At 64.1% G+C, this 24,260-nt stretch carries 29 protein-coding genes and 2 riboswitches; of the genes, 9 read left to right on the forward strand and 20 right to left on the reverse strand.

The features are described from left to right. The first annotated feature begins 38 nt into the window (after window positions 1-38). A riboswitch (cobalamin riboswitch) is annotated at window positions 39-231 on the forward strand. Between the two features lie 83 nt (window positions 232-314). Then, on the forward strand, window positions 315-2,162 hold the full coding sequence (locus N5J71_RS06725; protein ID WP_279916565.1) for a TonB-dependent receptor domain-containing protein: 1,848 nt from the start codon (window positions 315-317) through the stop codon (window positions 2,160-2,162). 32 nt (window positions 2,163-2,194) lie between these two features. On the opposite strand, the gene N5J71_RS06730 is transcribed toward N5J71_RS06725, so the two are convergent. The 13 genes from N5J71_RS06730 to nrdR form a co-directional block, all read right to left on the reverse strand. Further along, complete coding sequence (locus N5J71_RS06730) at window positions 2,195-2,989, reverse strand: cobalamin-binding protein (RefSeq protein ID WP_279916566.1); 795 nt, start codon at window positions 2,987-2,989, stop codon at window positions 2,195-2,197. Continuing rightward, window positions 2,989-3,402, reverse strand: a complete 414-nt coding sequence (locus N5J71_RS06735) for an MFS transporter (RefSeq protein ID WP_090337664.1) — start codon at window positions 3,400-3,402, stop codon at window positions 2,989-2,991. Before N5J71_RS06735 ends, N5J71_RS06730 begins: the two co-directional genes overlap by 1 nt. After that, on the reverse strand, window positions 3,399-4,019 hold the full coding sequence (gene ribA / locus N5J71_RS06740) for a GTP cyclohydrolase II (RefSeq protein ID WP_090337661.1): 621 nt from the start codon (window positions 4,017-4,019) through the stop codon (window positions 3,399-3,401). The genes N5J71_RS06735 and ribA overlap by 4 nt, the downstream gene beginning before the upstream one ends. A 111-nt stretch (window positions 4,020-4,130) precedes the next feature. Further along, entirely contained in the window at window positions 4,131-4,775 is a 645-nt protein-coding gene (locus N5J71_RS06745) for a TIGR02281 family clan AA aspartic protease (RefSeq protein WP_003463199.1), read from the reverse strand. Between the two features lie 18 nt (window positions 4,776-4,793). Continuing rightward, on the reverse strand, window positions 4,794-5,522 hold the full coding sequence (locus N5J71_RS06750; protein ID WP_279916567.1) for a substrate-binding periplasmic protein: 729 nt from the start codon (window positions 5,520-5,522) through the stop codon (window positions 4,794-4,796). Between the two features lie 14 nt (window positions 5,523-5,536). Further along, window positions 5,537-6,064 (reverse strand): phosphatidylglycerophosphatase A family protein, encoded by a 528-nt coding sequence (locus tag N5J71_RS06755; RefSeq protein WP_003463204.1) that lies wholly within the window; start codon window positions 6,062-6,064, stop codon window positions 5,537-5,539. 15 nt (window positions 6,065-6,079) lie between these two features. After that, window positions 6,080-7,033: a thiamine-phosphate kinase gene (gene thiL, locus N5J71_RS06760; RefSeq protein ID WP_279916568.1), complete on the reverse strand. Its 954-nt coding sequence runs from the start codon at window positions 7,031-7,033 to the stop codon at window positions 6,080-6,082. A 90-nt stretch (window positions 7,034-7,123) separates the two neighbouring features. Beyond that, window positions 7,124-7,603, reverse strand: coding sequence for a transcription antitermination factor NusB (nusB, locus tag N5J71_RS06765; protein ID WP_108233720.1), 480 nt, complete (start codon window positions 7,601-7,603; stop codon window positions 7,124-7,126). After that, window positions 7,600-8,076, reverse strand: coding sequence for a 6,7-dimethyl-8-ribityllumazine synthase (gene ribH / locus N5J71_RS06770; RefSeq protein ID WP_012019761.1), 477 nt, complete (start codon window positions 8,074-8,076; stop codon window positions 7,600-7,602). Before ribH ends, nusB begins: the two co-directional genes overlap by 4 nt. 315 nt (window positions 8,077-8,391) lie before the next feature. Further along, a complete protein-coding gene (gene ribBA, locus N5J71_RS06775) occupies window positions 8,392-9,471 on the reverse strand; it encodes a bifunctional 3,4-dihydroxy-2-butanone-4-phosphate synthase/GTP cyclohydrolase II (protein WP_279916569.1) in 1,080 nt (359 codons plus the stop codon). Between the two features lie 12 nt (window positions 9,472-9,483). After that, a complete protein-coding gene (locus N5J71_RS06780) occupies window positions 9,484-10,146 on the reverse strand; it encodes a riboflavin synthase (protein WP_116619991.1) in 663 nt (220 codons plus the stop codon). A gap of 126 nt (window positions 10,147-10,272) precedes the next feature. Next, window positions 10,273-10,427, reverse strand: a riboswitch (FMN riboswitch). Between the two features lie 63 nt (window positions 10,428-10,490). Beyond that, on the reverse strand, window positions 10,491-11,606 hold the full coding sequence (gene ribD, locus N5J71_RS06785; RefSeq protein ID WP_279916571.1) for a bifunctional diaminohydroxyphosphoribosylaminopyrimidine deaminase/5-amino-6-(5-phosphoribosylamino)uracil reductase RibD: 1,116 nt from the start codon (window positions 11,604-11,606) through the stop codon (window positions 10,491-10,493). Then, window positions 11,603-12,070: a transcriptional regulator NrdR gene (nrdR, locus tag N5J71_RS06790; RefSeq protein ID WP_003243991.1), complete on the reverse strand. Its 468-nt coding sequence runs from the start codon at window positions 12,068-12,070 to the stop codon at window positions 11,603-11,605. The genes ribD and nrdR overlap by 4 nt, the downstream gene beginning before the upstream one ends. A 143-nt stretch (window positions 12,071-12,213) precedes the next feature. On the opposite strand from nrdR, the gene N5J71_RS06795 reads away from it, so the two are divergent. Genes N5J71_RS06795 through trxA form a run of 3 tightly spaced genes read left to right on the forward strand, consistent with a single transcriptional unit; the run spans window position 12,214 to window position 14,237 of the window. Beyond that, a complete protein-coding gene (locus N5J71_RS06795; protein WP_099526290.1) occupies window positions 12,214-12,654 on the forward strand; it encodes a hypothetical protein in 441 nt (146 codons plus the stop codon). Further along, a complete protein-coding gene (locus N5J71_RS06800; RefSeq protein ID WP_279916572.1) occupies window positions 12,651-13,310 on the forward strand; it encodes a class I SAM-dependent methyltransferase in 660 nt (219 codons plus the stop codon). Before N5J71_RS06795 ends, N5J71_RS06800 begins: the two co-directional genes overlap by 4 nt. A gap of 54 nt (window positions 13,311-13,364) precedes the next feature. Continuing rightward, window positions 13,365-14,237 (forward strand): thioredoxin, encoded by an 873-nt coding sequence (gene trxA / locus N5J71_RS06805; RefSeq protein ID WP_279916573.1) that lies wholly within the window; start codon window positions 13,365-13,367, stop codon window positions 14,235-14,237. A 242-nt stretch (window positions 14,238-14,479) separates the two neighbouring features. On the opposite strand, the gene N5J71_RS06810 is transcribed toward trxA, so the two are convergent. Next, window positions 14,480-14,821, reverse strand: coding sequence for a hypothetical protein (locus tag N5J71_RS06810; RefSeq protein WP_279916574.1), 342 nt, complete (start codon window positions 14,819-14,821; stop codon window positions 14,480-14,482). Window positions 14,822-14,934: 113 nt separating this feature from the next. Here N5J71_RS06810 and N5J71_RS06815 point away from each other — a divergent pair, with 113 nt between their 5' ends. From N5J71_RS06815 to N5J71_RS06830, 4 genes are all read left to right on the forward strand, one after another. After that, window positions 14,935-15,522 carry a DUF2796 domain-containing protein gene (locus N5J71_RS06815; RefSeq protein WP_279916576.1) on the forward strand — a complete coding sequence of 196 codons (588 nt, stop codon included), beginning with the start codon at window positions 14,935-14,937 and terminating at the stop codon, window positions 15,520-15,522. 75 nt (window positions 15,523-15,597) lie between these two features. After that, entirely contained in the window at window positions 15,598-16,305 is a 708-nt protein-coding gene (locus tag N5J71_RS06820; RefSeq protein ID WP_279916577.1) for an ABC transporter ATP-binding protein, read from the forward strand. A gap of 1 nt (window position 16,306) precedes the next feature. Beyond that, window positions 16,307-17,572: an ABC transporter permease gene (locus N5J71_RS06825; RefSeq protein WP_279916578.1), complete on the forward strand. Its 1,266-nt coding sequence runs from the start codon at window positions 16,307-16,309 to the stop codon at window positions 17,570-17,572. 58 nt (window positions 17,573-17,630) lie between these two features. Beyond that, window positions 17,631-18,152 carry a DUF3299 domain-containing protein gene (locus N5J71_RS06830; protein WP_279916579.1) on the forward strand — a complete coding sequence of 174 codons (522 nt, stop codon included), beginning with the start codon at window positions 17,631-17,633 and terminating at the stop codon, window positions 18,150-18,152. Between the two features lie 182 nt (window positions 18,153-18,334). Here N5J71_RS06830 and N5J71_RS06835 read toward each other — a convergent pair whose 3' ends face one another. From N5J71_RS06835 to N5J71_RS06860, 6 genes are read right to left on the reverse strand one after another with little or no spacing between them, the layout of a single operon-like run. After that, entirely contained in the window at window positions 18,335-19,432 is a 1,098-nt protein-coding gene (locus N5J71_RS06835; protein ID WP_279916580.1) for a tetratricopeptide repeat protein, read from the reverse strand. 2 nt (window positions 19,433-19,434) lie between these two features. After that, window positions 19,435-20,118 (reverse strand): energy transducer TonB, encoded by a 684-nt coding sequence (locus N5J71_RS06840; RefSeq protein WP_017675596.1) that lies wholly within the window; start codon window positions 20,116-20,118, stop codon window positions 19,435-19,437. After that, entirely contained in the window at window positions 20,118-20,528 is a 411-nt protein-coding gene (locus N5J71_RS06845; RefSeq protein WP_003463247.1) for an ExbD/TolR family protein, read from the reverse strand. Before N5J71_RS06845 ends, N5J71_RS06840 begins: the two co-directional genes overlap by 1 nt. An 11-nt stretch (window positions 20,529-20,539) precedes the next feature. Then, the gene (locus tag N5J71_RS06850) at window positions 20,540-21,088 is read right to left on the reverse strand and encodes a MotA/TolQ/ExbB proton channel family protein (protein ID WP_279916581.1); all 549 of its coding nucleotides are present in this window, start codon (window positions 21,086-21,088) and stop codon (window positions 20,540-20,542) included. Next, window positions 21,081-22,430, reverse strand: coding sequence for a MotA/TolQ/ExbB proton channel family protein (locus N5J71_RS06855; RefSeq protein WP_257597797.1), 1,350 nt, complete (start codon window positions 22,428-22,430; stop codon window positions 21,081-21,083). The genes N5J71_RS06850 and N5J71_RS06855 overlap by 8 nt, the downstream gene beginning before the upstream one ends. Beyond that, complete coding sequence (locus N5J71_RS06860) at window positions 22,427-23,200, reverse strand: DUF3450 domain-containing protein (protein ID WP_003463253.1); 774 nt, start codon at window positions 23,198-23,200, stop codon at window positions 22,427-22,429. Before N5J71_RS06860 ends, N5J71_RS06855 begins: the two co-directional genes overlap by 4 nt. 192 nt (window positions 23,201-23,392) lie before the next feature. Here N5J71_RS06860 and N5J71_RS06865 point away from each other — a divergent pair, with 192 nt between their 5' ends. Continuing rightward, window positions 23,393-24,091, forward strand: a complete 699-nt coding sequence (locus N5J71_RS06865) for an OmpW/AlkL family protein (RefSeq protein WP_279870901.1) — start codon at window positions 23,393-23,395, stop codon at window positions 24,089-24,091. Window positions 24,092-24,260: the final 169 nt, after the last annotated feature.

Raw genomic sequence — 24,260 nt, forward strand, 5'->3', positions numbered from 1 at the left:
TTGCTTGTCATTCATATGCGTGCGCACTAAGGTGCGCGCCATTCATGTTCCGCCAGGGTGCGCTGCGCAAGCGGCGTTAAACGGGAAGTCGGTGTAAATCCGGCGCTGCCCCCGCAACGGTAATCGACTGCAAGTGCTGAGCTTGCGCCACGTCCAACAGCCACTGGGCCAAGCCTGAGAAGGCGGACCTGGGTCGAGAGCCCGGAGACCGGCCCAGGCGGTGCGACCGGTGTTGCGGAGGGCAGCACGGTCAAGCGCCGTCCTGCGCTTGCGCCTGCCCTCCTCGACCGTCTGCCGACCGTTGAGGAAAGAGAATGAAACTGTCCCGTCTGGCTCTGGCCATCGCCGTCATGCCAGGTCTCTCGCTGGCCGCCGAGCCCTACGTGGCCGAGCCGCTGGTCGTCACCTCCGGGCGCCTGGCCGAACCGCAAGCGCGGGCCACCGCCGCCACCACGGTGTTCGAGCGGGACGACATCGAACGTCTGCAGGTCAGTAGCGTCGCCGAGTTGCTGGAGCGCGTGCCCGGCCTCAGCGTCGTCCGCACTGGCGGTGCTGGCAGCCAGACGGGTGTGTTCCTGCGCGGCACCAGCACGGCACAAACCCTGGTCCTGGTCGACGGGCAACGTATCGCGGCGGCCTCAAGCGGCACCAGCAGCCTGGAGTTTCTCGCCCCCGAGCAGATCGAGCGTATCGAAGTGGTACGTGGCGCGCGTTCGGCGCTGTATGGCTCCGACGCCATTGGCGGGGTGATTCAGATTTTCACTCGTCAGGGCGATGGCCGCGGCCTCAAGCCTTACGCGCGCCTGGCGGCAGGCAGCGACAGCACGTACCAGCGCAGCCTTGGTCTCGCCGGTGGTGACGAACGTACGCGCTTTAACCTCAGCGCAGCGTTGGACGAGACGGCCGGCATCGACGCCACCCGCGACGGTTTAGGCGCCAACAGCGACGATGACGCCTATCGCAACCGCTCGCTCAGCCTGAATCTGTCGCACAGTTTCAATGACGATCTGCAGGTGGGCTTTAGTGCTCTCGATCAGCGCGGGCAGGTTGAATACGACGATGTTTTTACCGGCCTGCTACCGACAACGGACTTTCAGGTCAGCAGCCTTTCCGGGTTCATCGACGGCCGCCTCAACGACCGCTGGAGCAGCCGCCTGGAAATGGGTCACAGTAAAGACCAGCGCGACACGGGTGATGACTCGCCGCTGGCGTCAACCGATTCATTCTTTACCTATACCACCTATCGCGACTCGGCGAGCTGGGTAAATACCCTGACCCTCACCGACCACCAGCAAATTCTGGCTGGCGCCGACTGGTACGAGGATCGCCTGCACAGCAGCGCAGACTTCGCGGAGGATTCACGCTGGAACCGCGCGGCTTTCGTCCAACACCGCTACAGCGGCGATACATTCTCGACCGAGCTGGGACTGCGCCACGACGATAACCAGCAGTTCGGCAGCGAGAACACCTGGAACGCGGCGCTGACCCTGCCCCTGAACAGGGCCAACGACCTGATCCTGTCGTACAGCGAAGGTTTCAGAGCGCCAACTTTCAATGATCTCTACGATCAGTCGTACGGCAACCCCGACCTGCAAGCCGAGCGCTCCAAGAGCTACGAGCTGCAATGGCGCAGCCGCTACAGCGACACAGGATCGTTGCAGGCTTCCGTGTATCGAACCGAAATCGAAGATGCCATCGTCTTCGACGAAAGCTTCATTCCACAGAACATCCAGACTGCGCGGATCAATGGCTTCGAGGCCGCCGTGCAGCAGGAGCTGTTCGGCTGGCAGGGCAATCTCGCTCTAGCCCTGATCGACCCGCGTGACCGCGACAGCGGCCATACCCTGCTGCGCCGGGCCAAACGCACGCTGAGCCTGGATCTCGACCGCCGCTTTGGCGATGTGTCGGTGGGCGCAGGCTGGCGTGCGATCAGTGGTCGCTATGATGATGCCGACAACGACATCGAGATGAGCGGCTATGGCCTGCTCAGCCTCCGCGCCGCCTGGCAGGCCAATGAGGAACTGGGGCTGAGCCTGAAGCTGGATAATCTGCTGGACAAGGATTACGCAGAAGCGACCTACAGCACACCCAATGGCCGTTTCGGCTACAACAGCGCCGGGCGTACCGCGCTGTTCGCCGTCACCTGGACGCCGCAACTCTGACCTTGGTGCGCACGGCGCACCGCCTGAAGGGGCTACCGCGCAACCGCCATCCGCTCACATAACTGCTCGATGGCGCCCAGCATCTGCCGACTGGGCCTTTCCAGGCCCTTGTCCGGCACTGCCCATACCTGCCCCCGGCGCACCGCATGCAACTGCGGCCAGGCCTGCCAGGCGCTCAGCTCGGCATTGCTGCCGCCGAGAATCACATCGGGATCACGCGCCAGTACCGCCTCGACGCTGATCTGCGGCGCCGGCTGCGGCAGGTCCTCGAACAGATTGCGCGCGCCACACACCTGCAGGGCATCGCCGATCAGTTGTTCGCCACCGATGGTGTAAAGCGGCTGGTACCAGATCTGATAGAACACCGTCAGGGGCTGCTCACGCCGGTAGTGCTGGCGCAGCGCCTGCAACTGAGCCCGAAACTCGTCAGCCAGCCGCTCACCCTGCTCCGCCCGGCCCACTCGCTCACCAATACGCACGAAGGCCTCGCCGAGTTGGTCAAGGCGCTGCGGCTCGACGATCAGCAGGTCGATACCGAAACGCTGCAACTGCGCTTGTTGCGCCGGCGGCACGCTACCGGGTGCGATAAGGATCAGATCCGGTTCCAGTTGCAGCAGTCGCTCGAATTCCAGCTGACCATAACGACCAACAGTGGGCAGGTGCGCCAGCGCGGCGGGACGCTCATCGCCTTCGAGCACGCCGACCAGCAGGTCAGCAGCATCCAGGTCGAGCATGATTTCACTGAGCGAGGGTGCCAGGCTGATCACACGCTCGGCAGCTGACAGCGGCAACGCCAGCAGGCAAAGCGCGAGCAGCAGCGTGCGCATCAACCCAACTGGCGAGGTATGCGGTAGAGGCTGTGTAGCACGATGGACGACAGCGCCAGCAGTACCAACGGGATCGCCTCGAGGCCAGCAAGGACTGCCAACGCGGCGATCCACGCAGGCAGCGCAGCCCCAAGCAGGGCGCGCAGACGCACACGATCCAACTCCAGCCAGGCGGCGGGTTCCTCGTCACTATCGAGGGCTTTCTGGGTGGCGATAAGGGCGTGCTTGTAGGCAGAGAACAGCGGCAGGCTGACGAACATCGAGGCCAGGCCGGCAATGAACATCGGCATGCTCATGACCGTGTGCCCGCCACCGCCGAACAGCAGGTTGAACATGAACAAGGGCGCCAGCGCCACGCCCAGTTGACGCCACCAGGCCAGCGCAAGACGCCGCTTTACCTGGCCTCGGGTCACAGGCGCTCCTCGGTCTCACCCTGATGCTGGTTGCCCAGCATATGACCGAGTTTGCCGGCCTTGGTGGCGAGGTAGCGCTTGTTGTAGGGGTTGTGTGCAATCTGCAACGGCACACGGTGATCCACGGCGATGCCCATGTCGCCCAGCGCCTTGACCTTGCGCGGGTTATTGGTCATCAGCTTGAGGCTGTCGATGCCCAGATGCTCGAGCATCGGCAGGCAGATGGCGTAGTCACGCTGGTCAGCACCGAAACCCAGGCGCTCGTTGGCTTCCACGGTATCGGCGCCACCGTCCTGCAGCTCATAGGCGCGGATCTTGTTCAGCAGACCAATGCCCCGGCCCTCCTGACGCAGATACAGCAGCACGCCGCGACCTTCGTTGGCGATGGCCTGCAGCGCAGCCTGCAGTTGGGCACCACAGTCGCAACGCAGGCTGAACAGCGCGTCGCCGGTCAGGCATTCGGAGTGCAGACGCCCCAGCACCGGTGCACCGTCGGCGACGTTGCCGAAAGTCAGGGCGACATGTTCCTTGCCGGTAGCCTCATCGAGAAAACCGTGCATGGTGAACACACCGAAGGGCGTGGGCAGTTGGGAGGCGGCGACGAACACGACGGACACCGGATGCTCCTGGCAATGAGTACGAAACAGGGCCGGCATTGTATCAGCAGCCCCCGCTGGCGGGTCAGTCAGAATTGCCGATCATCAGTATCGAAACGGTCAATGGCAACCTCAAAGCTTGGATTCGAGCACCAGCATGCCTTGTTCTTCGCGCCAGCCCACCCGCCCCATGAAGCTCATGCCGAGCAATGCTTCGGCGGGCGCGCCACCCTCCAACACCACGGCCTCGACACCAAGCACCTCGATATCGCCGACCTTGACCCGATCCAGGCGGACCCGCCAGCCCCGCGCCGTGCCACTGGCCGTGCTGACCGTGAGCGGTTGCCCACTGACGCGAAAGTCGATGCCTAGGCGGCGCGCCTGGGCTTCGTTGAGAGCAACCGACGTGGCACCAGTATCCACTAGGAATGGCACGCTTTGGCCGTTGACCGAACCGGTGATCCAGTAGTGACCACCTGGCCCCTTGGCGATGCTCAGACGCTTCCTTACCGGCTCGGCGAAACCGGCACTGTATTCACGACTCAGTGGATAGGCGCGCTCGACACCCTCGACACGCAGCACCGCCCCCTGCTTGTCGACGCTGACCACCTCTACCCCACCCGGACCGGTCTGGCCGACCCGCACCAGCTTGCGCTGGCCATCGACATTGACCACTGCGGCACCGGGGAACAGCCCAACCACCTGAACCTGAGAAGCAGCGCAGACAACACTCGACCCCAACAGCGCCAACACGGCGAGACAGTGACGAAACTGCATGTAGGACGGCCTCCCGGCTCAATCGAAGGGATAAGGCTGCTGCCAGCGCGCGAAGATTGGCCGTAACGTCTCGGCCTTGACCAGCAGCGCCATGCGCTGATCGAACAGCTCGGCCAGGGCGCGCCCTCTGACGTTATCGGCAAAACCGATGTAAAGCGGCAACCAGGTCAGCTCGACCAACTGATAGCGGCCGCGTCGCGCAACATTCGCCAGCAGCAGCTCGAGTTCCGAATGGGAGTCGATATGGAAATCGGCATGCCCCTGATCAAGCATGCCAAGAATATCGCTATGCTGCCGAACTTCCCGGTAATGCCGCACATTCGGCAGATAGCGCTGGTATTCGTAACCGCGCTTCCAGGCCAGATGCAGCTCACCGAGCGACTCCAGCGTGGGGGCCGGCTTGCCGCGCAGACCGAGTGCACTGACGCGCTCGCCGTCGTAATGCCAGCGCGGATACAGCACACCTTCATCTATTTCATCGCGGTAGGAACCCACCCAGGCATCGGCACTGCCACGCTGAACCAGACCTACCGCACGGGTGTAAGGCACGCTCTGCACATGCAAGCGCACCCCGACCGGCTCGAACACCTCACGCAGGATATCCCAGGCCATGCCCGGGCCGTCGGCATTGGTGTGCCCTTCCCAGACTTCGCTGGCCACCTGAATCTCGTCCGGCGGCTGCAGTTCGGCATGCGCCGTCAGGATTACGCTCATGCCCAGCAGCAATGCCAACAGCCTCGCAGCCATCTTTGCTTGCCTCTCTAAAAGCCCAACAGCGCTGCATAACGATCCCAGCCCCAGACCAATCCCTGCATCGCCAACCAGGCAAAGACCCCGGCGATGACATCATCGAGCATGATGCCGACGCCACCATGTACGTGGCGGTCGATCCAGCGAATCGGCCAAGGTTTGACGATGTCGAACAGGCGAAACATGAGAAAGCCTAGCAGCAACCAGACCCACCCCTCGGGTACCAGCCACAGGGTAATCCACATGCCGACCATTTCGTCCCAGACGATGCCTTCGTGATCGTGCACGCGCAGGTCATCGGCGACCTTGCCGCACAGCCAGAAGCCGAACAGCATGGTCACCCCGAGCATCAGCCAGTAGCCCCAGTCCGGCAACATCTGCCACAGCGGCACGAACGGCAGCGCCACCAGCGAGCCCCAGGTGCCGGGCGCCTTGGGCAGAGTGCCGGAGCCGAAGCCGAAGGCGATGAAGTGCCAGGGATTGCGCCACACCGAGGGCGGTACGTATTCGGCGGGAACCTGGTTGGGGTGATCGGTCACGCGTACTCCGTCCTGTCAGAAATGTTGGTAACCGCCACGCGGCGGCTCGATGGGCTGGCCGGCGGCGTCCAGCAACTCTACCCCAGTACCGGCCTGCACACGGCCAATCACCCGTATTTCGGGCCAATCGGCCTGCAGATCGGCGAGCAGGGCTGGCGGTAGGGTAAAGGCCAGTCGGTAGTCGTCGCCACCACCGAGCGCGCAGAGCCGTGCCTGCTGCTCGCCGGCGAAGGCGCGCAGCGCTGCAGACAGCGGCACTTGCTCCAGTTCGATCTGCAGGGCGACCTGTGAAGCCTTGGCGATATGCCCGCAGTCGGCCAACAGGCCGTCGGAAATATCCAGTGCTGCCGTGGCTCGGCCGCGCAGTGCCTGCCCCAGGGCCAGTTGCGGTTGCGGCGACCAGTAACGAGCCAGCAAAGGCTCGGCGACGTCAGGCGTTGCATCACGCTGAGCCAATACCAGCGGCAAGGCACCGGCGGCATCCCCCAGCTCGCCACCGACGCACAGCAGATCACCGACCTGTGCGCCGCTGCGCAGCAGCGCCTGCCCGGCCGGTACACGACCGAGCACGGTCAGCGTCAGGCTTAGCGGGCCACGCGTGGTGTCGCCACCGACCAGTGCCAGCGAACAGTGCTGCGCCATCACTTGCAGACCGCGCGCGAACTCGGCCAGCCAGGCCTCGGTAGCACTCGGCAGGGTCAACGCAAGAGTAAAGGCCAGCGGCGTGGCGCCCATGGCAGCCAGATCACTGGCAGAGACAGCCAGCGCGCGCTGGCCGAGAAGAAAGGCATCGCAGGCGTCGGGAAAGTGCACCCCGGCAACCAGCGTATCGGTGGACACCGCCAACTGCTCGCCCGCCGGCAATGCCAACAGCGCGCAGTCATCACCAATACCGCGAACCACGCCGTCACCACCCTGCGCATAGGGGGCAGCGGCGAAATAGCGACGGATCAGCTCGAACTCACCCATGAGCCGGCAACGATCTGCCGTGGGCCGGCCCTGCACAGTACAGGCAGGGCACGGGAGCGCAGGATCGTGAATCGAGCATCCCCGCGAGCCTCAGCGCTTGTTGGCGCTTACTTCAGTAGCGCGCAGCGTCGGCGCTAGCTTGTCGAGGATGCCGTTGACGAACTTGTGCCCGTCAGTGGCACCGAACACCTTGGCCAGCTCGATACCTTCGTTGATCACCACCTTGTAGGGTACATCGACGCGGTTCTTCAGCTCGTAGGTGGACAGCCGCAGAATGGCCAGTTCGACCGGATCGATCTCTTCCAGTGGGCGATCGAGCAGCGGGGCGAAGGCGCCGTCGAGTTCGGTCTTCTGCCGCGGCACACCGTGCAGGATCTCGTGGAAGTAGGCGCCATCGACCTTGCTGAAATCGTTGTCGACGCGAAACTGCGCTTCGATCTCGTTCAGCGGCTGCCCGGCGATATGCCAGGAGTACAGCGCCTGCATGGCCAGGGTACGGGCTTCGCGGCGCGCGAGGATCTTGCCGCTGGGCCCCTTCTTGGCCGGCTGGCCGTTACCGGAGTTGCTCACTTGGCCTCCAACTGCGCCAGCAGGCTGACCATTTCCAGGGCAGACAGCGCAGCTTCGGCACCCTTGTTACCTGCCTTGGTGCCGGAACGTTCGATGGCTTGCTCGATGGAGTCGACAGTCAGCACGCCGAAGGCGACCGGTACGCCATATTCCATGGAGACCTGGGCCAGGCCCTTGGTGCACTCGCCTGCCACGTATTCGAAGTGCGGGGTGCCGCCACGGATGACCGCGCCCAGGGCGATGATCGCCGCGTACTCGCCACGCTGAGCAACCTTCTGGGTAACCAGCGGAATCTCGAAAGCACCCGGCGCACGGATGATGGTGATGTCGCTCTCGCTCACGCCGTGGCGAACCAGGGCGTCGATAGCGCCGCTGACCAGGCTCTCGACGACGAAACTGTTGAAACGGCCTACCACCAGGGCGTATTTGCCCTTCGGGGCGATGAAGGTACCTTCGATGGTCTTCAGGGTCATGACGGGTCTCACATGGGTTAAAGAGCCGGAGCACTGAGCGCTCCGAAAATAAAATTCGTTTGTCAGCGTAGCCCGGATGCAATCCGGGGCCAGTGTGCCGATCTTCCCGGATTTCATCCGGGCTACGTGCTTTAGCTCCCCTCTCCCGCTTGCGGGAGAGGGGTCGGGGGAGAGGGCATGCGATATACACCGAAATACCCTCTCCCGCCCTGCGGGCACCCTCGGCTTTGGCATCCTGCGTCGCCCTACCTCCTGCATCCATGCAGTCGTCTCCCAGAGGGAGAGGGTCATCAGCTTTGGCCCTTCGGGCCGCTTTTAGTCAGCCGGCAGGTATTCTACAACCTCGAGGTCGAAGCCGGATATCGCGTTGAACTTCATCGGCGAGCTCATCAGGCGCATCTTGCGTACGCCGAGGTCGCGCAGAATCTGCGAGCCGGCGCCCACGGTGCTGTAAGTCGCAGGGTTGGCCGGTTGCTGGCGGCTGATCAGCGCCAGCAGCTCCGGCCCGGTCAGCGGGTTGCCCAGCAGCAGCACCACGCCGCTACCCGCCTTGGCCACCTCGGCCATGGCAGCGCGCAGGCTCCAGCGCCCCGGCTGGTTGACCAGGAACAGGTCGCGCAGCGGGTCCATGTTGTGCACGCGCACCAGGGTCGGCTCTTCGGCGCAGATGGTGCCCAGGGTCAGCGCCATGTGTGCGGTGTCCTCGACGCCGTCACGGTAGGTCACCAGATTGAACTGACCCAACTCGGTGTCCAGCGGCTGCTCGCTGATGCGCTCGACAGTACGCTCGTGGATCAGGCGGTAGTGGATCAGGTCGGCGATGGTGCCGATCTTCAGGCCGTGCAGCTCAGCGAAGGCCTCCAGTTCCGGACGACGGGCCATGGTGCCGTCGTCGTTCATGATCTCGCAGATCACCCCGCTCGGCTCGAAACCACCCATACGCGCCAGGTCGCAGGCCGCTTCGGTGTGGCCGGCACGGGCCAGCACGCCGCCGGGCTGGGCCATCAGCGGGAAGATGTGGCCAGGGCTGACGATATCCTCGGCCACCGCATTGCGCGCTACTGCAGCCTGCACGGTGCGTGCGCGGTCGGCAGCGGAGATGCCGGTGGTCACACCTTCGGCCGCCTCGATGGAGACGGTGAACTTGGTGCCGAAACCGGAACCGTTGCGCGGCGCCATCAGCGGCAGCTTGAGCAGTTCGCAGCGCTCGCGGGTCATGGGCATACAGATCAGGCCACGGGCGAAGCGGGCCATGAAGTTGATGTGCTCGGCGGTGACGCATTCGGAGGCGATGATGATGTCGCCTTCGTTCTCGCGGTCTTCGTCATCCATGAGAATGACCATCTTGCCGGCGCGGATGTCTTCGATCAGTTCTTCAGCGGTATTGAGCGCCATCGGGGCGTCTCCTCAATTCTTCAGGTAGCCGTGTTCGGCGAGAAAGCTTTCGGTGAGGCCCGAGGCCTTGGGCTCTGCAGCCTTGTCGCCGAGCAGCAGGCGCTCCAGGTAACGCGCCAGCAGGTCGACCTCGAGGTTGACCTTACGCCCGGCCTGGTAGTCGACCATGATGGTCTCGGCCAGGGTGTGCGGCACGATGGTCAGTTCGAACTCGGCGCCATTGACCGCGTTGACCGTCAGGCTGGTGCCATCGACGGTGATCGAACCCTTATGCGCGATGTACTTGGCCAGCTCACGCGGCGCGCGCACCTTGAACTGCACGGCGCGGGCGTTATCGGCACGCGAGACGATCTCGCCGACGCCGTCGACGTGACCGCTGACCAGATGGCCGCCGAGGCGACTGGTGGGCGTCAGAGCCTTCTCCAGATTCACGGCACTGCCGGGCTTGAGATCGACGAAGGCGGTACGCGCCAGCGTCTCGCGGCTGACGTCGGCCCAGAAGCCGTCGCCTGGCAGTTCCACGGCGGTCAGGCAGATGCCGTTGACGGCGATACTGTCGCCGAGCTTGACGTCGCCCAGGTCGAGTTTTCCGGTGGCCACGTAAACGCGCACGTCGCCACCTTTCGGCGTCATGGCGCGGATACTGCCGATGGCTTCGATTATGCCGGTGAACATACGCCCTCCGGTTTCACGTTGAAGGTATTGCTGAACAGCATGGACGAACTCCTGTTTTGGTCAAAAACAGGGCAATGCCGATCGATAGGGATTTCGCGGACACGCACGAGGCGCCCGTGGAGGGAATCCCGCTCTCTCTTTATCCGGACTATACCGTCGGCCCCGGAATCGCACCGAGTCTGCTGGACCTCGCCTGGCAGGTGCCGTGGCGAGCGCTCGCGGGCTAGGTTCTACGAACCATTACCGCCGGTGGGGAATTTCGCCCCGCCCTGAGAACGTTGCGGCCATATGAATGGCCGCGTGGCGTTTTATCACATTTATCGCCGCGACGCATGGCCCGTGCGCTATCTGGCCTTGGGTACCGCGGTGATCTGCCAGTCGTCGCCGACGGCGCGAATATCGAGAATCTGCAACTCCGGCGCTTCGGCCATGCGGTTAAGCGGCAGTTCGAACAGCGGCCGCGCACTGGAGCCGAGCAGCTTGGGCGCGACGAAGATGCGGTACTCATCCACCAAGCCGGAACGGGCGAAAGCGCCGGCCAGACGCGGCCCGGCTTCCACCAGCACTTCGTTGACGCCACGGCCGGCCAGTTCCAGCAGCAACTTGCGCAAGTCGACGTGACCATTGCTGCCCGGTACGGCGAGCAGTTCATGACCATCGGCCAGATAGCGGTCACGCGCGGCGGCCGCCGCACAGGTAGCCACCAGCGCCGGACCGGCCTGGAAGAAGGCTTTGCTCAGCGGCACGCGTAGACGACCATCGACCAACACCCGCAGCGGCGGTCGCGAGGCGGCCATGAAAGTGCCTTCGACCCCCAACCCCAGCTCATCGGGACGTACCGTCAGCCGGGCATCGTCTGCCAGCACGGTGTCGGCACCACTGAGCACCACGCTGGACTGCGCGCGTAAACGCTGCACCTCCGCGCGCGCCGCCGGGCCAGTGATCCACTGGCTCTCACCGCTGGCCATGGCAGTGCGGCCATCCAAGCTCATCGCCGACTTGACGCGCACGAACGGCAGCCCGCTCTCCATGCGTTTGATGAAACCGGCATTGAGCGCTCGCGCCTCACTTTCCAGTACGCCACTGGCGACCTCGATACCGGCTTGGGCCAGGCGCAGCAGGCCACTGCCGGCCACCTGCGGGTTGGGGTCCTGCATCGCCGCGACGACCCTGCTGACCCCGGCGGCGACCAGCGCATCGGCGCAAGGCGGCGTGCGCCCATGATGGCTGCAGGGCTCCAGTGTCACGTACGCCGTGGCGCCACGCGCCTTGTCGCCGGCCTGGCGCAGTGCGTGCACCTCGGCGTGCGGCTCACCGGCACGGGCATGCCAGCCTTCGCCGACGATCTCGCCATCACGCACGATGACGCAGCCGACTCGTGGATTGGGATGGGTGGAGTACAGGCCTTTGCGCGCCAGCCGCAGGGCGCGCGCCATGAAGAATTGGTCGCGTTCGCTCATCGGCTTTTCGACGGCTCGCGGGCCAGGCGTTCGATTTCCTCGCGGAATTCGTTGAGGTCCTGAAAACGCCGGTAGACCGAGGCGAAGCGGATATAGGCCACCTCGTCGAGCTTGCTCAGTTCGGTCATCACCAACTCACCCAGCACCAGCGACTTCACCTCGCGCTCGCCAGTAGCGCGCAACTGCTGCTTGATGCGGGCGATGGCTTCCTCCAGGCGCTCGACGCTCACCGGGCGTTTTTCCAGCGCGCGCTGCATGCCGGCGCGCAGCTTTTCTTCGTCGAAAGGCTGGCGGCTGCCGTCCTGCTTGATCAGGCGCGGCATCACCAGCTCGGCGGTTTCAAAGGTGGTGAAGCGCTCACCGCAGGCCACGCATTCGCGGCGGCGGCGGACCTGGTCGCCCTCGGCGACCAGACGGGAATCGATGACCTTGGTGTCGTTGGCAGCGCAGAACGGACAATGCATGGTGAGGGCTGACGAATGGCGGCAAAGTCGCCATGGTAGCGCATAGCACGCCATTGAAAAATGTAAGGAGCCTTGAGTTCGCCTGCTTACGGCGGCAAGACAAATTAAGCTATGCCCATGCCCCGTCAAAAGCAGAACCTGCCATGAATCGATATCTGCCCCTTCTACCCATTGCCCTGAGCGGCCTGCTTGCGGCCTGCGCCGGCGAGCCCACGAGCACCGCGCCGCCACCCACTCCAGCACCTGCACAGGCAGAACCCATCGCTGCACCGATCCAGGGCCCAGGCCTGCGCGGCGAATTGCTTGGCGTCGCCGCAGGCGCCGATGTCGACCTCGCATTATTGGGCGTAGACATGCGCGGTCGCCCGCGTGCCTTGCTTGGCCAGGTTCATCTGCGTGGCGACGGCGAAGCGCTGCCGTTCCATCTGCCCCTGAACACGCAGCAGGCGCCTCAGGACCTGCGCCTGGAACTGCGCGGCCGCGTCAGTCAATCCGGACGGCTGGTGCAGCGCTTGCCGGCACGCACCATCGCTGAACTGAACGACCAGGACCTTGGCCCGCTGCATCTGGTGCCGGCGCCATGAAACCACCCGCACCGCTGCAGCATACGCTCAGCGAATTGCTCGGCGATGCCCGCCTGGTGGCCGAAACACTGCCCGGTACCGATATCGCCCTGTGGCTGATCGATGCCAGCAACATGGAGCGCGCTTTCAACCCCGAGGAGACCAGGCGCATCCTCGAAGAGCCGCCCTACTGGTGCTTCTGCTGGGCCAGCGGCCTGGTGCTGGCACGCTGGCTGGCCGAGCGCCCCGAATGGGTACGCGGCAAGCGCGTACTGGATTTCGGCGCTGGTTCCGGCGTAGCGGCCATTGCCGCGGCCAAGGCGGGTGCGGCAGAAGTGGTGGCCTGCGACCTCGACCCACTGGCGCTGGCCGCCAGCCGCGCCAACGCCGCACTCAACGGTGTGACGCTGAACTACTCGGACGATTTCTTCGCCGAAGCGGATCGCTACGACCTGATCCTGGTCGCCGACGTGCTCTACGATCGCGCCAACCTGCCGCTGCTCGACCACTTTCTCAGCCGCGGGCGTCAGGCCCTGGTGGCCGATTCACGGGTGAAGGACTTCCAGCATCCGCTGTACCAACGCCTGGCACTGCTGGACGGCTGCACCTGGCCAGACCTGGCCGAGCCCGCCGAATTCCGCGAGGTCAGCCTGTATCACGCCGTGCGCCCCTTGTAACCGCGCGGCAGTGCCCGCATTAATAGACCATTGCCCTGTTTTTCGAGACCGACCATGAGCGACTCCCCCTACATCTTCGACATCTCCGGCTCCGCCAACTTCGAGCAACTGGTGATCGAGAACTCCTTCCACAAACCTGTGCTGGTCGACTTCTGGGCCGAGTGGTGCGCGCCGTGCAAGGCGCTGATGCCAATGCTGGCGAAGATCACCGAGGAATATGCCGGTGAGCTGCTGCTGGCCAAGGTCAACTGCGATATCGAGCAGGACATCGTCATGCGTTTCGGCATTCGCAGCCTGCCTACCGTGGTCCTGTTCAAGGACGGCCAGCCGGTGGATGGCTTCGCCGGCGCCCAGCCGGAAGCGGCGATCCGCGAGATGCTCAAGCCTCACGTCGCCGAACCGGCTCCTGCCGCCGCCGACCCGATGGAGGCCGCTCAGGCGCTGTTCGCCGAAGGCCGTTTTGCCGATACCGAAACACTGCTCAAGCAGGTGCTGACCGAAGACAACGAAAATGCTGCCGCGCTGATCATCTACGCGCGCTGCCTGGCCGAGCGCGGCGAGTTGGGCGAAGCGGAAACCGTGCTCAACGCCGTCAAGAGTGACGAGCACAAGCAGGCACTGGCCGGTGCCAAGGCGCAATTGACCTTTCTGCGTCAGGCCGCCGACCTGCCAGACGCCGCCACGCTGAAAAGCCGCCTGGCGCAGAACGCAGAGGACGACGAGGCGCTGTATCAACTGGCCGTGCAGCAACTGGCGCGCCAGCAATACGAAGCGGCGCTGGACGGCCTGCTCAAGCTGTTCGTGCGTAACCGCAGCTACAGCGAAGGCCTACCGCACAAGACCCTGCTGCAGGTGTTCGACCTGCTCGGCGGCGATCACCCGCTGGTCACCACTTACCGCCGCAAGCTGTATCAGGCGATCTACTGATCCAGCGTTGGATCGCGCTCGCCGTGGGGCGCGCCTTGCGCATCGGCTACTCGCCGGCTCAAGCAGGTGATGTTCGGTGCGCGCGGCGCACCCTACGGCGACACAGATAAGGCTCCGGCCTGACACGGATGGCCTTTGTAGGGTGTCGCGGGGCCGCCTAGGCCGTGCGCACCTCCGATGAAACCGCTCATGTTTCGCTGCTCACAGCAGGGCGCCCCACGACACCCTGGCAGCCTGAGCAACTACTCCTGCCAGTGATAGATCGGCGCATCCGCGCCGGTTTCCATGCGGATCTGCTCGCAATGACGCAGACGCACCAACAAGCGCTTGCCTGCAACCTCCCCCCCGGCCAGCGCGGCCAGTTGCGCCATCAGCTTCGGCCCGTCCACCTGTCCTGCATCGCGCACCAGCTGCAGCGCGGTCTGCCACAGCGCGTCGCCTGCATCGGCCGTGGCAGTCGTTGCCACTAGACTGGGTGTCGGCGTAACAGCCACATGCTGCGCCAGTTGCGCCCAGTCCTCGTTATCCAGCTCCAGCGTCAAGTCCACCGGCCAGTCGCCAATGCGCCCACGTATTCGCATCATGTTCAGCCTCCAGTCAGGAAGCTGCATGCTCCCACGCCCCCTACGCGCTGGCCAGTCCGCCACAAAAGTTGTTATAACGTAACAATTAAATCTAACCTACGCTGGAGATACCCATGCGCCACCTGCTGCTCGCCCTGCCCTTCGCCCTCCTGCCACTGGTCGCCGCCCAGGCTCATGAGCACGGCCATGATCACGACCACGAACATTCCCACGACAGCCTGGGTGCCCACGAACACGGCGTCGCCAGCCTCAACGCAGCACTGGACGGCAACCTGCTGGAGTTGCAGCTCGAAAGCCCGGCAATGAACCTGGTGGGCTTCGAACATGCCGCCAAGAGCGATGCCGACAAGGCCAAGGTCGCCGCCGCCAAGCGGGAACTGGAGCAGCCCATCAGCCTGTTCTCCCTCAACAGCGGCGATTGCAAGGCCACCCAGGTCGAACTGGAAAGCCCACTGTTCGGCGACGCTGACCACGATCACGATCACGATCACGATCACGATCACGATCATGAAGGCGAGCACAGCGACATCCATGCGCACTATCGCTTCGAATGCGCCAAGGCCAACGAATTGAAACAGTTGGATCTCGCCGAACTGTTCAAACGCTTCCCCGCCACCGAGAAGATTCAGGTACAACTGATCGGCCCAAATGGTCAGCAGGGCGTGGAACTGACGCCGTCCCAGCCACGCTTGAGCTTCTGACCTGCCACGTCTCATTGCCGGAGTGAGCGCCCCTCGCTCCGGCAATAAATGCCTTCTCCCGACACTCAGCAGACAATGACCGAACCTCTGATCGAACTCGCCAATCTCGGCTTCGCCTGGCCCGGCCAGGCGCAGCTGCTGGATATCCCCGTCTTCACCCTGGCACGCGGTGAGACTCTCTTTCTCAAAGGCCCCAGTGGCAGCGGCAAAACCACCCTGCTCGGCCTGCTCGGCGGCGTACAACGTGCGCAAAGCGGCCATATCCGCCTGCTCGGCCAGGACCTCGGCCAACTCTCCGCCGGTGCCCGCGACCGTTTTCGCGTCGACCACACTGGCTACATCTTCCAGCAGTTCAACCTGCTGCCATTTCTTTCTGTGCGCGAGAACGTAGAGCTGCCCTGCCGCTTCTCGCGCCTGCGTGCCGAACGCGCACGCCAGCGCCACGGCAGCATCGATGCCGCAGCAGCAGCGCTGCTCGACCATCTCGGCCTGCGCGCCGACCTGCTCGGTCGCCGCGCCGACGAACTGTCCATCGGCCAGCAACAGCGGGTCGCCGCCGCGCGCGCACTGATCGGCCAGCCGGAACTGGTGATCGCCGACGAACCGACCTCGGCACTGGACTTCGACGCCCGCGAAGCTTTCCTGCAACTATTGTTCGCCGAATGCCGCGCCGCCGGCGCCAGCCTGCTGTTCGTCAGCCACGACCAGAGTCTGGCCCCGCTGTTCGACCGCAGCCTGTCGCTGGGCGAACTCAATCGCGCCGCCAAGTCCGTCGAGGTCTGAGATGCACCTGATCCGCATCGCCCTGGCCAGCCTGGCCAACCGTCGTTTCACCGCCCTGCTCACGGTGTTCGCCATCGCCCTGTCGGTGTGCCTGCTGCTGGCCGTCGAGCGCGTGCGCACCGAGGCGCGCGCCAGCTTCGCCAACACCATCAGCGGCACCGACCTGATCGTCGGCGCCCGCTCGGGCAGTGTGAACCTGCTGCTGTACTCGGTATTTCGTATCGGCAACGCCACCAACAACATCCGCTGGGACAGCTTCGAGCACTTCGCCAACCACCGTCAGGTGAAGTGGGCCATCCCCATTTCCCTCGGCGACTCGCACCGCGGCTACCGGGTGATGGGTACCAGCACCGCCTATTTCGAGCACTATCGTTACGCCCGCAGCCAGGCGCTGAAGCTGGCCCAGGGCCGCGAGTTTGCCGACGACCCGTTCGAGGTAGTACTCGGCGCGGAAGTGGCACAGGCGCTGGGCTACGGCCTCGGCGAGAACATCGTTCTGGCACACGGCGTCGCCACCATCAGCCTGGTCAAGCATGACGACAAGCCGTTCACCGTGGTCGGCATCCTCGAGCGCACCGGCACACCGGTCGACCGCACGTTGCACATTTCCCTGGCTGGAATGGAAGCGCTGCACATCGACTGGCAAAACGGCATGCCGGCACGCGGCGCGGCGCAGATCAGCGCGGATCAGGCACGCGCCATGGACCTGCAGCCGAAGCAGATCACCGCGTTCATGCTCGGTCTCAACAGCAAGATCGCCACCTTCAGCCTGCAAAGGGAGATCAACGAGTTCCGTGGCGAGCCGCTGCTGGCCATCCTGCCGGGTGTCGCCCTGCAGGAGCTGTGGAGCCTGATGGGCACCGCCGAACAGGCGCTGTTCGTGGTCTCGCTGTTCGTTGTGCTGACAGGTCTGATCGGTATGCTCACGGCGATTCTCACCAGCCTCAACGAGCGCCGCCGGGAGATGGCCATTCTGCGCTCGGTAGGCGCCCGCCCCTGGCATATCGCCAGTCTGCTGGTGCTGGAGGCCTTCACTCTGGCGCTTGCCGGCGTGGCGTTCGGTGTCACGCTGCTCTATCTGGGCATCGCCGGCAGTCAGGGTTTCGTTCAGGCCAATTACGGCCTGTATCTGGCACTCAATGCGCCGTCGAGTTACGAATGGAAACTACTTGGTTGCATTCTCGCCGCAGCCGTGGCGATGGGTAGCGTGCCGGCCTGGCGGGCCTATCGGCAGTCGTTGGCCGATGGGCTGTCGATCAGGCTCTGAGGGAAAGTTGAGAGCGCCTGGCGTACACTGCGCAGGCGCTCTTATTACGAGGTTCCTCATGTCTCGCCCCCTGTTCGCCACTCTGCTGCTGACCCTGGCACTGCCGCTGGCCGCCGCTGATGTGCGCGAACTCACCTGGTCCGAGCTGATTCCATCGGACGCTCCGCCGCAGGTCATCAACCCAGCGCCGATCCACGACCTCTCGCAATTGGCCGACGCCCTGGCCGAATCTGGCCCGGCCGCCATGCAGCAATCGCCGGCCGCGCCAGTGGTCAAGGAGCTCAATGGTCAGCAGGTGAAGCTGCCCGGTTATATCGTGCCGCTGGATGTGACTGACGAAGGCCGGGTGGTGGAGTTTTTGCTGGTGCCCTACTTCGGCGCCTGCATTCACGTACCACCACCGCCCTCGAACCAGATCGTCCACGTCACCAGCGAGCTCGGCGTATTGCTCGACGCGTTGTACCAACCGTTCTGGGTGGAAGGCCCGCTGAAAACCGAACATGTCAGCAGCGAGCTGGCCGAAGTTGGTTATCAGATGGAAGCGGACAAGATCTACGCTTACGAATTGCCCGACAGCTGAGCCCAGCCGGGGTGCTTGTAGGAGCCCCGCCTCGGGGCGAAGCGGTCGTGGTCATCCAGAAAGACCTGCGCTGTTAGCCCTATTCGCCGCGAGGCGCGTCTCCTACACAAGCGCCTACCGATACGCCCCCAAGAAAAAGCCAGACATCGCGTCTGGCTTTTTCATATCCGGCATCGCCATCGTCAGTTACGGCTGGCGACCCGGTTCTCCCGCTCGAAACGCAGCTCGCTTTCCGCCCACTGCCGCCAGGAGCGCACCTTGCCGCGCTCGGCGCCACCACGCTCGGCACGCGCCAGCGCATCCAGGCCAGCCTGCCAGCGCGATTGCTCCAGCTCCAGCTGCGCGACATACAGCCAGTGCTTGCCGTTGCCGCTGCGCTCGGCCAGTGGGCGCAGCACGCGCACCGCAGCCGCACGATCACGCGCCTGCCACCAGAACAGGCCCAGGCGCTCCTGACGTGCGGCGGTGTTGGCCAGCAGGCCACTGTCGAGCATCCCGGCCAGCAGCTTGGCGCCCTGCCAGGGCTGATCCGCAGCGCCAGCCAGCAGCACCAGGTTGTCCAGCTCAGATTCGCTAAAACGCAGGCCCTTGCTATGCGCCGCACGCAGGGTCGCCAGCGCCTTGTCATTACTGCCGGCCATCTGCTGCAGGGCAGCCAGCTGACGCCAGCCCTTGGCATCGTTCGGCTGGCGCGCCAGCAACTGGCGCTGCCAGCGCTCGGCCTGGGCATAACGTTTCAGATCGGCATTGGCACCCACCAGAAACTGCAGCCAGATATCGGCGGCCTTGGGATTGGCCTGCACGTAACGCTCGGCCAGGGGCAGCGCCTTGGCCGGCTGGTTCATGCCCTGATAGGCCTGCACCAGCATCTGCAGTACCTCCTCGGAGGCACTGCTCTGATTCGGCGCCAGCAACTCGACGACCTTGGCGTAGCGGCGCTCACCCAGGTTGAGCTTGGCCAGATTGAGGCGCTCGCCAGCCAGCATTTCATCGTCAAGCTTGCCGCTACGCACAGCCTTGTCCAGCCAGTCGATGGCCTGAGCATTGTTGCCGGCCGACCAGGCCACGTAAGCCTTGCTGCGCCAGACCAGAGCCTCCTCAAGACTGCCGCTCTTGGTCTGGACCTCATCCAGCGCGCGCCGCGCGGCGCTGTAATCGCCCTTCTGCTGCGCGCCTTGCGCCGCATTCAAAGCCTTGAACACGGCCGGGTCGATGGTCTGCTGGGCCATGGCGGGCAGGGCTGCGGCACTGAGCATCACGAGCAACAACCAACGGTACATGGTCAGCTCCTTTCCAGACGGAAGTAGAGGGTCTTCACCGCTTCGCGGTCCACCGCCAGGCCGCCTTCGGTACGTGGCGCGAAGCGCCAGCGAGAGGCGGCACGGCGCGCTTCGCGCTCGAAGACGTTACGCGGGTTGGCTTCCAGCACGCGGATGTTCTCCACATTGCCGGAGCGATTGATGGTGAAAGCCAGTTTGACGAAACCTTCGATGCCACGCTGCAGCGCATAACGCGGGTATTCCGGGCGCACGTCATTGAGCGGCATGACTTCGCTTTCCATCCCGCCCATCTGCCCACCGGACTCGGCGGCCTCGCTCGGCGGCGTCGGCGCTGGAGCACCCGGCGCAAGGCCGGACAGACTCGGTGCCGGCGCGCTGTTGACGGCAATGCCGCTGGCCAGGCTGGGCAGCTGGATATCCAGCGCCGGCAGGTTGGCATTCGGCGTGGCCGTTTGCGGCGTCGGCGGCGTGGGGGGCTGCGGCGTCTGCGGTTGCGGCGGCTGCGGTGCCTGCTGACGGGTGCGGCTGGCGGTCTCGCTGGCGTTACCGTCCATGCGCACGAAGTTGGCCACGCTGACCGGGTCCTGGTTCACCTTGGCGCTCGGTGGCGCGACCATGTACAGCATCAGGGCGAACAGCCCCAAGGCCATCAGGCAGGCGCCGAGAAAAGACAGCGGCAGGCGCATCAGTTGACTCCGCTACCGGCAGCCAGGGCAACATCCTGCACGCCGGCCAGACGCGCCTGATCCATCACCTGGACGACCAGGCCGGTACGCGCATCCTGATCGGCCTGCACCACCACGGCGCCATCCGGCTGATCGACGCGCATGCGCTCGACATGCGCCCGTACGCTGCGGATGTCTACCGGCTGTTTGTCCATCCAGATCTGCCCGTCGGCGGTGACGGCGATAAGGATATTGCCCTTGTCCTGCGGGCTGGCGGTTTCCGCCTGCGGGCGCTGCACTTCGACGCCAGACTCACGAATGAAGGAGCTGGTGACGATGAAGAAGATCAGCATGATGAAGACCACGTCGAGCATCGGCGTGAGGTCGATGCCGGTATCTTCGTCCTGCTGGTGGTGACGACGCATTCTCATGTTGGGCGATCTCAGTCGTGACGCAGCTGGTCGGCCAGCCGCTCGATGGCCTGGCTGGCTTCGCGTTCGAGGCGCGCCAGGCTGAACAATCCAGGAATGGCCAGAACCATGCTGGCCATGGTCGGCAGGGTCGCCTGCCACACGCCTGCGGCCATGCCGCGTGGGTTACCGGCACCGTTGAGGGCGAGCACATCGAACACGGCGATCATGCCAAGTACGGTACCCAGCAGGCCCAGCAACGGATACAGCGCCACCAGGGTCTTGCCCAGGCGCAGCGGCGCCGCCAGTTGCTGACGCGCCTGCGCCAGCCAGGCCAGGCGAACGGCGCGCTGCCAGTTGCCGTTGTCATCGGCGAGCACCTGCTGCCAGGCCTCGCGGCGCTCCTGCACCCAGCGCGGGAAAATCCTGCGCATGTACCAGAAACGCTCGAACACCAGGGTCCAGAACACCACGCAGAGCACCGCCAGCGCCCACATCACCAAGCCGCCAGCGCTCATGAAGTCGAGCAGTGCATGAGCACTGTCGACTGCACGCAGCCAGAAGGCGAACAGGTCAGTCACGGCGCGGTGCTCCCGACAGGTGCAGGGCGATCAGACCGGCGCTCTGCTGCTCCAGAATCTGGATCAGGCCCTTGCTGCGGCTGGCCAGCAGGCTGTGCAGGAACAGCAGCGGAATGGCGACCACCAGACCCAGGACGGTGGTCACCAGCGCCTGGGAGATACCGTCGGCCATCAGGCGCGAATCGCCGCCACCGCTCTGAGTGATGGCCTGGAAGGTCACGATCATGCCGGTCACGGTGCCCAGCAGGCCGAGCAGCGGTGCAACGGCAGCCAGCAGTTTGAGCAGGCCCTGGCCTTTCTCCAGCGGCGGTGTTTCCTGCAGGATCGCTTCGTCGAGTTTCAGCTCCAGCGTTTCCAGGTCGGCCAGTTGCGGCTTGGCGCCCAGTACACCAATCACGCGGCCTAGTGGGTTGTCATTACGCGGCGCACTGAGGTCGTGCATCTGCGCCTTGACCAGACGGCCGACGCGGCTCAGATAAATCATCCGCCACAGCGCCAGGAGCAGACCAAAGGTTCCCAGCACGACGATCACCCAGCCAACCAGGCCACCCTGCTGTAGACGATCCCACAGGGTTGGCTGCTGCTGCAGCTGCGCCAGCAGGCTGCCACGGCTCGGGTCGATGGGCAGCGTGGCGAGCGCATCGGTGCTGCTCAGGTAGTCCTTGACCTGCCCCAGGCCGGACGGCTGACGCGGCGGCGCCAGCAGTTGCCCGGCATCGGCGTCGTAACGCAGGAAGGCATCCTCGCCATATACGGCGAACGCGCCGACACGCAGCACCTGCTGCTCCTGGCGCGAACCATCGGCATTCACCACCGGCAACTGCAGGCGCTCGATACGGCCGCTGGCAGCCAGGTCTTCGAGCAGCAGCATCCAATAGCCGTCGAGGTCTTCGGCGGACGGTAGCGAGCGGCTTTCAGCCAATGCCTTGAGGCGCTTCAGACGCTCCGGATACTGAGCGTTGAGCAGGCTATCCTGCCATTGCCCGGCAACATCACCGGCACTCTGGCGCACCACACCGAACAGTTCACCGAGGTGACCAACACGCTGCGCCAGCAGTTTTTCCTGCTCGGCCAGTTCGGCCTCCTGCCGGTCGAACTCGGCCTTGAGGCGTTCGCTTTCGGCTTTCTGGGTATTCAGCGCGGAACGTGCGGCAGCCAGCAACTGCGCCTGCTCACTACGTTTGGCGAGAAACGCCTGTTCGCGCTCCTGCATGGCGCTGACTTCGGCAGCGCGCTCGCTGCGGATGCGCTGCAGCAGTTGATCGGGGTTGAGGGTTTCGGCCACGGCAGCCAGTGCCGGCAACAGGCTGAGCGCCAATACGGCGACAACACGACGACTCATTGTGCGGCCTCCTCGGCCAGGGTCTTGATCGGCAGGGACAGCACGGCAGGCGCCTGCTGCTGGCGGGCGATGGCGATGGCCTGGGTCAACGGACGACGTGCGCTGCCGTCGAGCACTTCCCAGGCCTTGGTCTGCGGGTTCCACCAGCCGCTCTCGTGGGCATCGAGGGTCTGGTAATAAAGCATGCTGCGGCCCAGGCGCAGGAACTCGACGCTGCGCGAACCACCGTCTGCCTGATTCAGCTCGCCGCGCCAGGCTTCGAGCGTGCGGCCATAATCGCTCTCGATCTGGTAGGCCTCGAGGATGCGGCGATATTTGTCGGCCAGACTGACGTCGGCGCGCGGCAGCAAATCCTGCAACTGAGCCAGACGATCCTCGCGCTCTTCAGGCAGGAACGGCAGATCGGCAGCGATGAACTCACCCAGCACTTCGACCATCTTGACCATTTGCGGGCTCACTGCTTCCTGGGTACGTTCGATGCCATCGAGCTGCTTCTGATAACTGGCCAGCTCCTGACGCTGGGCTTCGACCAGATCACGAAGCTGACTGTTATAACCTTTCAAAGCCTCAGCCTGCTGCAGGGCATTGCGGTACTCAGTGAGCATCTCACGACTGGCGTCATCCAGTTGCTCGACACGGCCCTGCGAGGCTTTTGCCTCGGCAGCCAGGCGCTGACTTTCATCCAGCGCAGCATCCAGCGGCGCAGCAGCCAACGAGCCGCTGGCCAACATCAGGGCCACAGCCAGGGAACGGAGGGGGAAGCGATTCATGCGCAGAGGATCCTCGACAGACAGGCTTGCTTCAAAAAGAGAAACATTATCATCTAGAGATGCATTTGAGGCAATGGACAAAACACCGCAGCAGAGCCTGTCAATCTATTGAGCCAGGTCAAAAAGTGAATTGTTGCTTGGCTTAGCATTGATTCCAGCCAAAGACACAACCGACTCGAACTGGAGCTCGCTATGTACAAGTCACTGTTCACTGCCTCTTTGTTGGCCCTGGCCATCGCTTCCCCCATCGCCCAGGCTCACCAGGCTGGCGATATCATCGTCCGTGCCGGCGCCGTCACCGTTCAACCCAATGACAGCAGCTCTGGAGTCAAGGTTGATCGCGGCGCATTGGCTGGCACCGACCTGGGAGGCAAGGCCACTGTAGGTAGTGACACCCAATTGGGCCTGAACTTCGCCTACATGCTTACCGATAACTTGGGTATCGAACTTCTGGCCGCCACCCCCTTCACGCATGACGTGCATGTCAAAGGCGCAGCCCTTGGCCCGGCAAACGGCAAACTGGGCACTCTGAAGCACCTGCCGCCAACCCTGAGCCTGGTGTACTACCCGCTAGACAAAGCATCGGCTTTCCAACCCTACATTGGCGCCGGCATCAACTACACCTGGTTCATGGATGGAGACACCAGCAGCCGTGCCGAAGCTGCAGGTTTCAGCAATCTGCAGGCCTCCAACAGCTGGGGCCTGGCTGCTCAGATCGGCGCTGATTACATGCTGACAGACAACATCATGATCAACGGCCAGATCCGCTACATCGATATCGATACTCAGGTGTATGTCGACCACAACACACTGGAAGGTGGTGTGCGTGCCAAAGTGGACGTTAAAGTCGACCCATGGGTCTACATGGTCGGTCTGGGCTACAAGTTCTGATAGCCCACGCAGAAACGAAAAAGCCGGCGTATGCCTAATGCTGATCAGTTAAGCGACGACTGCCTACGATGAGCCCCTCGCCCATCTGGCGAGCCATGTTCGGAGAGGGGTAAATGGCCGTTTCGCGGTATTTCGGCCCTCTCCCCCAGCCCCTCTCCCGTAAACGGGA

This window comes from Ectopseudomonas oleovorans (assembly GCF_029845265.1).
Lineage (GTDB): Bacteria > Pseudomonadota > Gammaproteobacteria > Pseudomonadales > Pseudomonadaceae > Aquipseudomonas > Aquipseudomonas oleovorans.